This window comes from Shewanella sp. T24-MNA-CIBAN-0130 (assembly GCF_040310185.1).
In the GTDB taxonomy this organism is placed as follows: Bacteria; Pseudomonadota; Gammaproteobacteria; order Enterobacterales; family Shewanellaceae; genus Shewanella; species Shewanella psychromarinicola.
In genome coordinates, this window is record NZ_JBEOPP010000064.1 from 14,260 (window position 1) to 27,001 (window position 12,742).

Below are 12,742 nucleotides of genomic sequence, written 5' to 3' on the forward strand. Positions count from 1 at the left end.
ATTATCGAGGTTGTTGGATTCATTTTAATGTTATAAATCTAAAAAAAGCGAATCAATTGATTCGCTTTTTTAATACTGTAGATTTCAGCCTCAGAGACGCAGCAACTGCTGAGTTTTGGCTTAATCTTAACGGTCTAAGTTCATTACCTTAGTCCAGGCTGCAATAAAGTCGTCGACAAATTTTTGCTTTGATGTATCAAACGCATACACTTCAGCCACGGCACGAAGCTCTGAATTTGAACCAAAGATTAAATCCACTGACGTGGCGGTCCATTTTTTGCTGCCTGACTGACGATCAAATCCCTCATAAATGCCATCGGTTGACGATTTTTTCCACAGGGTAGACATGTCGAGTAAATTGACGAAAAAGTCGTTGTTTAACCTGCCGGGTGTGCTGGTAAGTACCCCGTGTTTTACCCCTTTATAGTTAGCACCAAGAGCCCGTAATCCACCCACTAAAACGGTCATTTCTGGCACGGTTAGGTTAAGTTGATCTGCTTTATCAACCAACATTTCAGTCGGCGATCTGCCGCTTTGCTCAGCGTTAAAGTAATTTCTAAAACCATCAGATGTTAACTCGAGTAAACTAAATGAATTCACATCAGTCTGAGCTTGAGTGGCATCACCACGACCGGCGTTAAAGGGTATTGATACGCTATAACCCGCATCTTTAGCGGCCTTTTCTATTGCAGCAGCGCCACCGAGAACGATTAAATCTGCAAGCGATACTGTGCTTTTACTTAATAAGCTGTCGTTGTAGTCTGCTTGAATCGCTTTTAGTGTTTTAATCACTTTAGCGGTTTCAGCAGGGTTGTTTATCGGCCAGTCTTTTTGAGGTGATAGTGCAATACGTGCACCGTTTGCTCCACCGCGCATGTCCGAATGGCGGTAGCTTGCCGCAGAGGCCCAAGCCACACGCACTAGCTCTGAAACCGTTAAATCAGTTGCTAAAATTTGCGCTTTAAGTTCTTGCACGTCATCAGCATCTATATTCGATTGTGTTTTATCATCTATAGGATCTTGCCAAATTAAACGTTCTTTAGGGACTTCTTTGCCTAAGAAATTAGCGGATGGGCCCATGTCTCGGTGAGTGAGTTTGTACCACGCTTTAGCGAAAGCTAAACGGTATGCTTCGGGATCCGCTAAGAAACGTTCAGCAATTTTTCGATACTCAGGATCAAATTTTAGCGCTAAGTCCGCGGTTGTCATTACCGGTGGGTTAAACTTACCTTTAACATGTGCATCGGCTACCGCGGTATGCAGCGACTCATCTGTCGGGATCCATATGATAGCGCCAGCAGGGCTGCGAGTTTGTTGCCACTCAAAGTTAAGTAAATTACTGAGATACAAAGAGGTCCACTTTGTGGGCGCTTGCGACCAAGCACCTTCTAACCCACTGGTGATCGTGTCTTCAGAGTGTCCTTTACCACAGTTGTTTTTCCAGCCAAGACCTTGCTCTTCGATACCCGCAGCAGCGGGCTCTGCCCCAAGGCAGTCTTTAGGCTTGTGCGCACCATGCATTTTACCAAAGGTGTGGCCACCGGCAATGAGTGCCAGCGTTTCTTCATCGTTCATTGCCATGCGTTCAAAGGCAACACGAATATTTTTGGCAGAACCCAATGGATCGGGTACACCTTTTGGCCCTTCAGGATTAACGTAAATTAGGCCCATGTGTGTGGCGCCAAGCGGGCGCTGTAACTGGCCATCGCGTTCTTCACGATCGCTGGCAAGCATCTCCACTTCGGGTCCCCAGTACACCATGTCTGGTTCCCAATCATCAGCTCGGCCACCGGCAAAACCATAGGTTTTAAAGCCCATATTTTCCAGTGAAACATTACCCGCTAACACAATCAGATCTGACCAAGAAAGGGCTTCGCCATAGCGTTGTTTGATTGGCCACAGCAAACGGCGCGCTTTGTCTAAATTACCATTATCAGGCCAGCTGTTGAGCGGCTCAAAGCGTTGTTGGCCACCACCGGCACCCCCACGGCCATCGAGGGTACGATAAGTCCCTGCACTGTGCCATGTCATGCGGATAAAAAATGGTCCATAGTTGCCAAAATCAGCAGGCCACCAAGCTTGAGATGTGGTCAGCAGTGAATTTATCTCTTGTTTTACTTTATCAAGATCTAGGCTGTTAAATGCGCTGGCATAATCAAAGTCTTCAGCATATGGGTTAGAGCGTTTATCGTGATCGCGCAGGGCAGAGAGGTTAAGTTGATCTGGCCACCAAAATTGGTTGGTTTTAGCCTGGCCTTGTGGTGTCATCCCCGTTGCAGCCGCCCCCTTGGGTTTTGTCATGTCCGATTGGGCCAAAGCTGAGCCTGAGATGAGCAGCATGCTGATAAACCCTGCTAGTGTTTGTTTATTCAATGTTATTTTTGTCATTGTTAGCGTCCTTAAAGTCAACGTACCTTCGCCACATGCGACGGTTTGTGGTTACTCTAAAACATGAAACCCAATTAACCACTCAAGCTATTTAGATGTCCGCTGGTTGTACTCGAAGATTAAATATCAGGGCTTAAATTACACAGCGAAAATAGAGTATAGGTAAGAATTAAAAAGCTAGCTGCGAATAAAAACGATTGTTCTAATCGAAAAGCTTGATACATATTAGTCATAAAGGAGCGTCATCGAAGCTGATCCACTGCAGATCATCATCGGGCCACTTGGTAGATAAATTGGGTCAGGATAAATTGGGTCAGGGTAAGCTTTATGCTATCGGCCTAAACGGCCGGTTCATGCCGTTGGCTGAGCTGTGTTAGTGGATCGGTGTTAGTGGAACTGTGTTGGTGTAAGGCGTGGCGATGCAATGACAGGTAAATTGAAGATAAATTGGGTCAGGGTAAGCTTTATGCTTTCGGCTTAAACGGCCGGATCATCCAGTTGACTGAGCTGTGATGGCGTAAGACGTGGCGATGCAATGGGGTTGCTATCAATGGGGTCGCGATAAAATGTCTCGCTATTGTGTCGCTATTGTCCAAAGAAGTGGGGCTCGTCACTCACATTTATGACAGCCGCTCTTGAGCATCAGGCCAGTATTGCCTACAATGGCGCACGCTTTATTCACTGCAGACCAGACCATGAACGACACTACATCAAAACCAGCTTTACCGGATCGCCTTTCTTCAAATCCACGTAGCCCACATCATGTGGCAGCCATTTTTGAGCACGAGATTGGTATTTTGTTCAACGGCAAAGAGCGTGCTGATGTCGAGGAATATTGTATCAGTGAAGGCTGGCTAAAAGTCGCGGCGCATAAAGCGTTGGATCGTCGTGGGCAACCACTTATGACAACGGTTAAAGGCAAGGTTGAAGCATTTTATAAGTAGGAGGAGAGTCACATTCTCTTACCGTTAAAAATGAAAGGCTAGCCGTCAGGGCTGGCCTTTACTCTTTGGGCGCCAAAAATCACTGGGCTAAGAGTCAAGGTCATTCTATTGTTTGCTATTGTTTTAGCTTGTTTTTATACTGCTTTGGTTTATCCCTACTTAATATTCTTCCCGTAAACAAACCCTGCCAACTGTCGTGCTCATTTAAATACAATATGACTTTCATTCATGTTGAATAGCTGTAAGATCCGCGCCTTATTTTCCCGTCTTAATAGTGGTTGTTTGTGTTTTTATGATGATTGATCTGGCTTTGCTTCCTTTATATTTAACCACTGTGGTCGCGTTATTGTTAATTCCTGGACCTGACATGCTGTTGATTGCTAGTTCTAGTTTGAGCTATGGCCGCAAAGTGGGGGTTTATGCCAGCTTTGGTAATGCCACCTCAGGACTTATTTTAACCTTACTTGCTGCAATGGGCGTGTCTGCATTAGTGGCAATGAATCCAATGGCGTTAGAGCTATTACGGGTATTGGGCGGCGCTTATTTACTTAAAATGGGCTGGGATTGCATGCGCAGTAGCGCGAGCGATGCGCCGGAAATTAAGTCGCAGAATAACATCGCTAAATTACTCTATCGCCGCGCGGTGATGAGCAATCTACTAAACCCTAAAGCGTTGATATTTTTTGTGTTATTTTTGCCGCAGTTTGTTTCTACTCAGATCAGTGCCAGTTCAGGTGAACAAATGCTGGCATTAGGCCTGCTGCTTAATGTTATTGGGTTGTCGTTCAATTTGTTGCTGGTGGCTCTAGTGGGAAGTTTGGGTCAACCATTGCTGAAAAACGAAAAATTCCGCACATATCAAAATAAGTTTATGGGGATGATATTTTTTGCTTTGGCGATCTGGTTACTGGCGTCGCAAGTGCAGAGTATCGGTTAACTGTGTTTTCAGATGGTTACGTACCATTTGAAAATAAGTGCGACCAGTCAATAAGTGAGGCTAGAGCACTTTTTTGAGCTCTTATTTAAAAGCTGGATTACGCTGTGGGTGCATTAAGCTGTCGACATACAAATTAGGGATGATGACAGCTTAATAAACCAACCTGCTTATGCCGATCTCAGGTTAATGTGTAAAGTCTTTAAAAATAACTGACATCAGCCACCAACATTACAAACAGCTCCTTTCAACGCGTATATTTCGCTGATTGCATCGATTGATCCCGTTCTTAATCGAACATCATTTTCAGACTTTCTCTTACCAAGCTTTACTCGCCGAGGTGGCCATTTGTTGATGTCAAAAGACAATATCGACTATGGCGATGAGATATTGATCAAAAAGTTAATTTAGCGCCCCAACGTGTCCTAGCAAAATATATTTCACTAGCCAATTGAAGGCGCTTTTTTGCTTAAAATCCGTTTTGGTCGAAGGTTATTCGGTCTAACGCAATATAGTAAAGGAAAGTGCTTTTCCCCACTGGGAGTACTTCATCGTCGTCTGGATTAATCGCCAGCGTTTTGCCAAGCTTATCATTGGCTACCCCAATGAAAATCGCGTTGTGATTACCTTTGATGAAGGCCGCGACATCGGCCACAGTGCGCGGCTTTGACAATACCACTTCTTGTGCATGCATTGTTTGGCCAGAATTGGTTAGCAAGCTTTGGAACGCCAGGTCTGAGCCGCTATCTTGAAGTGACCGCACCAGCTTTTCATTTTTATTGGAGCTGAGCACCTCGATAGGTTTATTTAGCTGTCGCAGGGCTTGTGCTTGGTCTTCGTTATCGATAAAAGTAGCGATAAAACTGTTTTCACTCACCTTGGTTGAATAGTGAACCGCCAAGCTGAAGTTGCGGTCATCATTCTCTAAGTCGATAGCAATTTTGTCGGCGCTACTAATGCAGACTTTGTTAAGTACATCTTGATCATGCAAATTGTCGACTGACAAGTATTTGATTTTTTCGTTATCAGGGAACGGGTGAGCAAAGTCGCCATTGGTAAGCAATACAATGGTTCTGTCGGGTCGGTTATGATCATCAAGGATAAGTTGGATAAGCTTTCGCGACTTTTCAGCAGTGCTACAAATCAGAATAATGTGACCTTGCAGTGCGGTGATATTTGATTTTCCCGTCATGTGTAAATTCCAACCGTTAAAGATAAATTTGCCCATTTTGCCGATCAGTATACTGAACAACACAAAATTAACGGGTAAGTAGTAAAATGTTAAAAGCATTTTGCCAGCAAGTGTTTCGGGGTAAATGTCGCCATAACCAAGCGAACTTGCGGTAACTACGCTCCAGTAAATGAAGTTAAGTGGAGATGAGACGATGTTGCTTTCACCCGCAAGTGAGAAGCCGAAATAACCAAGCACTCCGCAAGCCAGCAGCAAGATAAATAACGAGCTGTTACGTGTTCGGGTGATCTCAAGTCCAAATCGCCGGATAAAATTAAAGATGAGCATGAACCACTCCCTTATGTGCAGTTTGTCGATGACGCGAGTAAAAAAAGCTGTATCGATACCGTTTTTTTCGGCCCAGACGCTCAGAGATATCGCAATAGTCGGAGTCATTATCCAGACACCAAGAACATGAATATACGGCATTTGGGCTTATGGGGTAACCGCTGACACGAAATACAAGACAGGCATATGAAACAAGTAAAGCCCGAAGGTGTACATTGATATGTTTCTAGTGCATTTTTTAGCACCCAGATTAAACACGTTATGTGTGTTCGCAAGGCTGTGAATGCTAATAATGGGCATAGCCGCGAAAAACATCAACATGTAGTCGCAAAGAATCTGCTTGGTGGCGGTGTTTTTCAAGGGAGTTGTCGCCTGGTATTTGATTTTATGCCACCTTGCCCTCTTTTATTTCAACCTTAGATTTCTCTGGGTTAAGATTAACCTCTTTAATCAGATCCCAATTCTTAATTTCACCCGACCAACGACTCGGCTTTTCTGCTTTTGCTCTCTTATAAACCGCCACTCGATTTAATAAAATAGCGTCATCAAGCCCTTGATGACGCTTCGATGGTGTCACAAATTTAATACCACTGTGCCGATGTTCATCGTTATACCATTTAGTAAACCCGAACACCCATTCGCGTGCAGCATCAAGATCTTCAAATGCTTTTTCTGGGTATTCTGGTCGATACTTTAATGTCCTAAATATTGACTCCGAATAGGGGTTGTCATTGCTTACTGATGGGCGGCTAAATGAAGGCATTACGCCTAATTCTTGTAGCGTTGCCAACATAGTTGCTCCTTTCATTGGGCTGCCATTATCAGAGTGTAGCGTGACTTGATGAGGTTTTACCTTCTCGCGCAAGCAAATATCGGTCATCAAATCGGCCGCCAGGGCACTAAGCTCATCGCAATGTACTTGCCAGCCAACAATTTTACGGCTAAAAATATCAAGCACTAAATATAAGTAAAAAAAGCTCCCCTTAACACTTGTCGGTAAATAGGTGATATCCCATGTATACACCTGATTGGGGCCGGTTGCAGTTAATGCCTTTGGCTTAATTACCGTTCTTGCAGGCTTGCTTTTTAAACGATGCTGAAGCTGCTTTTTATTCTTTAATATTCTGTAAATACTCGATTCAGATCCTATATATATCCCTTTATCAGCAAGTATCGGTACAATTTGACTTGGTGGTAAATGGGCAAATTCAGGCTCATTGACCACTTTTAATATTCGTTGTTGCTCGATTGATGTCAACTTGTTTTGAGGTGCATGTATTGCCTCTATTCGCCCATCTTTGTCATTGTTTGTCTGTAACCATCGTTGTAGTGTTTTGGCGCTAATTCCAATTATTTCACAGGCCATCTTTTGCCTAGCACCTGCATCGCTAGCTTCTCTAACAAGGCTCAAGATACGCAGCCGTTCTGAACAGGTGGTTAATTGTCCTCGTCGTTTCCCCAAATCTCGTGGACTTTTTTTTTGAGCACCAATAATGCAGCTGTTTCAGCTAATGCTTTGTCTTTACGATTAAGCTCTTTTTTTAATGATTTATTTTCATGCTTCAAGATTTTTATTTCTGATGGGGCAACCGTTTTCGGCTTGTGAGTCTTGTCATTAAGGAAATCAAGCTTCCACTGCTTCACATGATGAGGGTAAATCCCCTGCGAGCGACAGTGAGTGTTTAATGCGTCGTCGCTCAAAGAGGCACACACAACGACCATGTTAAACCGTTCTTTTAATGTCCAATCTTGTGGCCGTTTATCATTACTCATACTTGTTATATCATCATGTGAAGCTGTTTCAAATTCTTGGTTACTCGCTTTTACAATCCACTTGCTGAGTGTTGAAGCGCCAATACCCAGTGAATTAGCTATCTCAGTTAATGTTGAATTCTCATTTCGACTAAGCGCCTTTTCGACTGCTTGTATCTTAAATGATGTAGTGAATTTTCTCTTCATTTTAATTTCCTCTAACTAAAAAAGTAGAGGCGACAACTATCCTGACACAGGGGGGTGGGGAATAACTGACAAATGATAAGGTCGTGACCCATTATCTTTGCTGCAGTTAGGTTTATAGTGTCCTGAACGCACAGTATCGTGAAAAATCCAAACTCAAACCCAAACTCAAACCCAAACCCAAAAAATGAGCGTGGCTAAAGCAGCAAACTTAGCGAGCAAAGAGGGTTGGGATAAAGTAATCAACATTATCCCGTTGTGAGCATCATCAAGAGACAAGCCAACGACAAAGCCGATTGAACACTCTGTAGACTTTAGAGGTCGAATTTATTCAACATAGTAGTGGCGCTATCTTTTATAACCTCTAAAGAGGATAAAACACCGAGCTGGATCCGACATTGGCACAAACGGACACTGAGTCATGTCCATATCCTAGTTAATGGCGGTGATAGATAAAGCTAGTTAACTCTTTATTTAGTTAACTCTTTATTTACTTAATAGCGGCGATCTCTTTTTCAACCGCAGCGACTACGGCTTGAGGGTCGCTAAGATATTGTGAGTGATCGATAAAGATGGCGTTATCATTAACTGTCATTACCATTACGGGGAAGCCCGTGGTGCCGATGATTTGTTGGATTTCTTCTATATCTTCTAGTACGTATTCTGCATCCGTACTGAGCTCATCTTTAAACACTTTATTTGATGGTGACAGTTTAAACTTCTCTACGATGTCAGTGAAGTCGTGTTTATTATCCAGCGGATTGCCTTCAATGAAGTGTGCTCTTTGTATCGCATTGAGCACGGGCAATTGCTTGTCAGCTTGCTTACTCTGCACCCATCCCATCAAGTTTGCGGTCTTTATTGAGTTTTTAGGACTGTTTACATAGCGAAGATGATCTCTACCAAATTTAAGCCCACTAATTTTTGCCGCGGCTTGCATCTGCTCTTCGCCAGCACTGTCTTTGCCGATGTAATGCGCGCTATGTAGCAAGTGTACATTCATGTCTGGATAGGCTTGTTGCAATGCGTTGACCAAAGGTGTGGCTGCGTAGCTCCAAGGGCAATGTGAGTCGTAGATAAAATAAAGCTCAGTAGTCATTAAGTTAATTCTTGTTTGCGATCAGATAAGCTGATCCTAAATAGTTTGTTGGCATTATACAATCATTGAATCAGCAGGGTTTCGTCAGGGGTTGAATCAATCTCGCTCTTGGCTAGCAGCGCTTGTGGGTCAGGGGCGCGCATTCGCTGCCACCATGCACTGTCGGCGACAATTTGCCCTTGCAGATCGATAGCGGGGTAGGGGATTTGTTTACGGCGACAGGCATTGGCGTAGATGGGATGACCTTGTTCAAACAGCATAGTTTGGCAGTAAACGTGGTCAAGTTTACGAGTGCCGTACATATTGGCTTGTTCGCGTTGGCGCTGGGCTTCATACATTACTAATGCGGCAGCCACTGACACATTGAGTGATTGCACCATGCCTCTCATGGGGATGATGATGTGTTGGTCGGCCGCTTCAATCGCTTCTGCGCTGACGCCATCACGCTCATTACCCATTACGATGACGGTTGGCTGGGTATAATCTATCTCGCGAAAATCCACTGCAGCATCTGAAAAAGTGGTGGTTAACACCTGCATTTTTTGTGCTTTAAATGCGTGATTAGCTTGAGCAAATGTGTCGTGTTTGACTGTGTTAACCCACTGTTGGCTTCCAGAGGCGGTATTACCAGATACCCGCATATCAATATCGGGCCACACGGCATGAATTTCATAAATTCCCACACAGTCAGCAGAGCGAAGAACCGCCGCAATATTATTAGTCATATGCACTTTATCAAGGCAAACCGTTAAGTCGACTTGTCGATTATCAAGCATCTGATTTATTCGGGCAAAACGTTCTGGGCTCATGGGGCAATTCTACTTAATGTTATTCAACACATTTTAACCTTTGCTTTCAACAAAAAAGCGCCCAATACGTCTGAAAATCGATTAATATTGATAGCAAGGTGATCATTCGTGCGCCATTATAACGTTAAAATGCTAACCCTAAAACGCCATTGATCTCAGCAAGCGCATTTTTAGATGATCTGTGTTGCCAGAAATCACAATATCTCTTTTTAAATTGATGCTGATAAGTGATAGAGAATAACTATTTTTTTAGCTAATCAAGCTAGCAAATTCCAACCCAATAGATTTTCACCGTAGGCCATGACCGAAGATATTACTATCCGATTACCTTCTCTGATCCACCGAATAGGCGGCGAGAAAACCAAGCAAGCTAAAACGATTGCGCTGCAATATGAATGCGAGGTTAAGCGTGTGCGTCGATCTCGACATTGGGGGGTATCAGGTGAGGCTATTAAGATTCAGTCGTTTACAGAGCGATTAAAATTAGAAAGTGATGTTAGTTTTGGTTACCTTATCCACAAGATTGAAACCGCATTGCTTGGTCATGCCGACAAGTTAGAACCTTTAGAGGCAAAGCTTATGCGTTTGATTAATGACCAGCCAAATATCACCTTGGGCGAACTGACTCACCTTACTCAATGCACCATGGCAGAAGCCCGGATCGCACGTTTTAATATCGAATTATGAGCTTAAGTTGACTATTTTTATTATAATACACTAATGATTGCCCCTAATATCTATTGGATTATGGATACTCATCAGTTACCCATTAAATCAATAATCTTGAGATTATTGATTTAATGGTAAACAAGTTGAAGCGTGATGTTGAAGCGCTTTTTCGATAGGCTTTTTACTCAAAAAAACAGCTTTTTTGGGGTTATTAATGGTGCTGAATGGCCATTGCGCTTAACTCTAAATTAGCCCATGATGCTGAGTTATGTTCAGTTTGAGTTTGTTCATTAAGGAATTCACGTTTGAAGACGTTTTCTTGTCAATGTGGAAGCACTTTACACTTTGCTAATAGCAAGTGCGTATCATGCAGTTTGCTATTGGGGTTTATCCCCGAAGAACAGCAACTCAGTGCATTTACTAAAAACCGTAACGGGCAACTGCAAGCATCCAGTAATGGTTTGTTATATAGGCAGTGTAAAAACTATTCCCAATATGATGTATGTAATTGGATGGTCCCGATTCAAGATAGCCATGAGCTATGTGTGTCTTGTCGTCTGACAGAAACCATACCCAATCTTGCTGATGAAAATAACATCAAGTTGTGGTTTCGTATGGAGCAAGCTAAAAGACGTTTGCTCTATACTTTGCTTAAGCTTAATTTGCCGGTGATTAACCGATTTACTGACCCTATTTCTGGTTTAGGTTTTGCGTTTTTAAAAGATCAGGTCGAGGATGAATTTGGCAATGAATTAACGGTTAAGAACTATGTCTCTACCGGGCATAATGCTGGGTTGATCACCATTAATTTAGATGAGGCTGATTCGGCTTCCCGCATTCAGATGCGGGAAATGATGCAAGAGCGCTATCGCACTTTGGTCGGTCATTTTAGACACGAGTCGGGTCATTATTTTTGGGATCGCTTGATAAAAAACTCTCCTCGCTTGGATGAGTTCAGAGCGTTGTTCGGCGACGAACGCTTAGATTACGCCGATGCCATGCGCCAGTATTATCAAAACGGACCTTCTAACAATTGGCAAAATGTGTGGATAAGTGCTTATGCCAGTATGCACCCATGGGAAGATTGGGCTGAAACGTGGGCGCATTATTTACACATGGTCGATACGCTTGAAACCGCCAATGACTTCCAATTTAGTGTATCGGGCAACCTAGTTGCTAACCCGTTAGTGAATTCGGCTGATTACAGCCAAACCTATACATCGACTAGCTTCACCCATTTGTTTAATGATTGGTGCCGGTTAACCGCAGTGCTAAATGCTTTGAATCGCAGTATGGGGATGGACGATGCCTATCCATTTGTTATTTCAATTACCGCGCTAGATAAACTGCGTTTTGTTCATGAAATTATTACCGGCGATAACGGTGATATCTCAGCTTAAATCAAGCAAATTGTTAACGAGAGAAGGCTATGTTTTTGCCAATAAAGTGTAAAATATATTTTATACTTTGTAAAAAAAAATGAATTAATCCGATAAAAATTCTAAATTATGCCTATAATGGTTGTTTGAAAAGCAACCAAAGAGGGTATATATGACTATTGAATGGAATGATTACAATGTCGTCAACTATCACGACGAACTCGTTAAGAATCATGGGGTTCCAAGACCCTGCGCTATTGATTTGTGTCATTACTTAAGCTCTCTTTCTGACTCCGAAATCATTGAATATAAAGCGGCTGCAGATTCAGCTATTCACGTCATGGGTATTACTTTTCGGGTATACAATGATGAAGAAGGTTCAATCGATCGCGCATGGCCGTTTGATATTATCCCGAGATTAATCGATAAAAAAGAATGGCAACAAATTGAGATAGGACTGAAGCAGCGAGTGAAAGCGCTGAATATGTTTATCAATGACTTATACAATGAGCAAAATATTATTAAAGATGGGGTTTTCCCCGCTGATTTGCTGAATAAATCCAAGAACTTCTTACCGCAATGCAAAGGATTCACCCCGCCACTTGGCATTTGGGCACACATTTGCGGCTCTGATTTGGTCAGGGATAATGAAGGTACCGTGTATGTGCTGGAAGATAACTTAAGAGTGCCTTCTGGTGTGTCTTACATGTTGGAAAATCGTTTAGTGATGAAGCGAGTTTTTCCAGAAATGTTCGAAAAATACAGCATTTTACCCATTGATGATTATCCATCTCAGCTTTACGACATGTTAGCCGAAATGTCCCCCAGAGAAATTGAAGAACCTGAAATAGTGGTTCTTACCCCAGGTATTTATAACTCAGCCTATTTTGAACACGCCTACCTTGCCCAGCAAATGGGAGCCGAACTCGTTGAAGGCAGTGATTTGGTGGTTGAGGACGATAATGTTGTCTATACCCGTGATCATTGAAAATGCTTGATTTTGTCCCAAATGGGATCATCATAGCCCTATGAAACAAATTACACT

Annotated in this window: 9 protein-coding genes and 1 pseudogene; 5 read left to right on the top strand and 5 right to left on the bottom strand. The window is 42.9% G+C overall.

Going from position 1 to position 12,742, the window contains the following annotated elements; genetic code table 11:
• Positions 1–126: 126 nt before the first annotated feature.
• Positions 127–2,388, bottom strand: a complete 2,262-nt coding sequence (gene katG, locus AAEZ02_RS18870; protein ID WP_351124484.1) for a catalase/peroxidase HPI — start codon at positions 2,386–2,388, stop codon at positions 127–129.
• Positions 2,389–3,083: 695 nt separating this feature from the next.
• Between katG and AAEZ02_RS18875 the strand changes: the two genes are divergently transcribed.
• Together AAEZ02_RS18875 and AAEZ02_RS18880 are read left to right on the top strand one after the other, a co-directional pair.
• Positions 3,084–3,332 (top strand): DUF3297 family protein, encoded by a 249-nt coding sequence (locus AAEZ02_RS18875; protein WP_101032751.1) that lies wholly within the window; start codon positions 3,084–3,086, stop codon positions 3,330–3,332.
• A 292-nt stretch (positions 3,333–3,624) separates the two neighbouring features.
• Positions 3,625–4,269, top strand: coding sequence for a LysE family translocator (locus tag AAEZ02_RS18880; protein WP_101032750.1), 645 nt, complete (start codon positions 3,625–3,627; stop codon positions 4,267–4,269).
• 466 nt (positions 4,270–4,735) lie between these two features.
• On the opposite strand, the gene AAEZ02_RS18885 is transcribed toward AAEZ02_RS18880, so the two are convergent.
• The 4 genes from AAEZ02_RS18885 to trmH form a co-directional block, all read right to left on the bottom strand.
• Positions 4,736–5,785 carry a potassium channel family protein gene (locus AAEZ02_RS18885; RefSeq protein WP_157822211.1) on the bottom strand — a complete coding sequence of 350 codons (1,050 nt, stop codon included), beginning with the start codon at positions 5,783–5,785 and terminating at the stop codon, positions 4,736–4,738.
• Between the two features lie 385 nt (positions 5,786–6,170).
• Positions 6,171–7,744 (bottom strand): IS3 family transposase gene (locus AAEZ02_RS18890; protein WP_351124487.1). Its coding sequence is split into 2 segments (ribosomal slippage): positions 6,171–7,270 and positions 7,270–7,744, totalling 1,575 coding nucleotides; the frame shifts between segments, so codons are not numbered across the junction.
• A 487-nt stretch (positions 7,745–8,231) separates the two neighbouring features.
• A complete protein-coding gene (locus AAEZ02_RS18895) occupies positions 8,232–8,840 on the bottom strand; it encodes a DsbA family protein (RefSeq protein WP_124013809.1) in 609 nt (202 codons plus the stop codon).
• Positions 8,841–8,902: 62 nt separating this feature from the next.
• The gene (gene trmH / locus AAEZ02_RS18900) at positions 8,903–9,649 is read right to left on the bottom strand and encodes a tRNA (guanosine(18)-2'-O)-methyltransferase TrmH (protein WP_124013810.1); all 747 of its coding nucleotides are present in this window, start codon (positions 9,647–9,649) and stop codon (positions 8,903–8,905) included.
• Between the two features lie 300 nt (positions 9,650–9,949).
• Between trmH and AAEZ02_RS18905 the strand changes: the two genes are divergently transcribed.
• From AAEZ02_RS18905 to AAEZ02_RS18915, 3 genes and pseudogenes are all read left to right on the top strand, one after another.
• On the top strand, positions 9,950–10,336 hold the full coding sequence (locus AAEZ02_RS18905; protein ID WP_351124490.1) for a ribosome recycling factor family protein: 387 nt from the start codon (positions 9,950–9,952) through the stop codon (positions 10,334–10,336).
• Between the two features lie 287 nt (positions 10,337–10,623).
• Positions 10,624–11,718, top strand: a complete 1,095-nt coding sequence (locus tag AAEZ02_RS18910; protein WP_124013812.1) for a zinc-binding metallopeptidase family protein — start codon at positions 10,624–10,626, stop codon at positions 11,716–11,718.
• Positions 11,719–11,869: 151 nt separating this feature from the next.
• A pseudogene (locus AAEZ02_RS18915) lies at positions 11,870–12,676 on the top strand (circularly permuted type 2 ATP-grasp protein); the annotation flags it as partial.
• Positions 12,677–12,742 lie beyond the last annotated feature (66 nt).

Excerpts from the sequence above, each read along its gene's own strand:
- AAEZ02_RS18895 (WP_124013809.1), bottom strand. The coding sequence starts at position 8,840 with ATGACTACTGAGCTTTATTTTATCTACGACTCACATTGCCCTTGGAGC.
- AAEZ02_RS18905 (WP_351124490.1), top strand. The coding sequence starts at position 9,950 with ATGACCGAAGATATTACTATCCGATTACCTTCTCTGATCCACCGAATA.
- AAEZ02_RS18880 (WP_101032750.1), top strand. The coding sequence starts at position 3,625 with ATGATGATTGATCTGGCTTTGCTTCCTTTATATTTAACCACTGTGGTC.
- AAEZ02_RS18885 (WP_157822211.1), bottom strand. The coding sequence starts at position 5,785 with ATGCTCATCTTTAATTTTATCCGGCGATTTGGACTTGAGATCACCCGA.
- AAEZ02_RS18875 (WP_101032751.1), top strand. The coding sequence starts at position 3,084 with ATGAACGACACTACATCAAAACCAGCTTTACCGGATCGCCTTTCTTCA.
- katG (WP_351124484.1), bottom strand. The coding sequence starts at position 2,388 with ATGACAAAAATAACATTGAATAAACAAACACTAGCAGGGTTTATCAGC.
- trmH (WP_124013810.1), bottom strand. The coding sequence starts at position 9,649 with ATGAGCCCAGAACGTTTTGCCCGAATAAATCAGATGCTTGATAATCGA.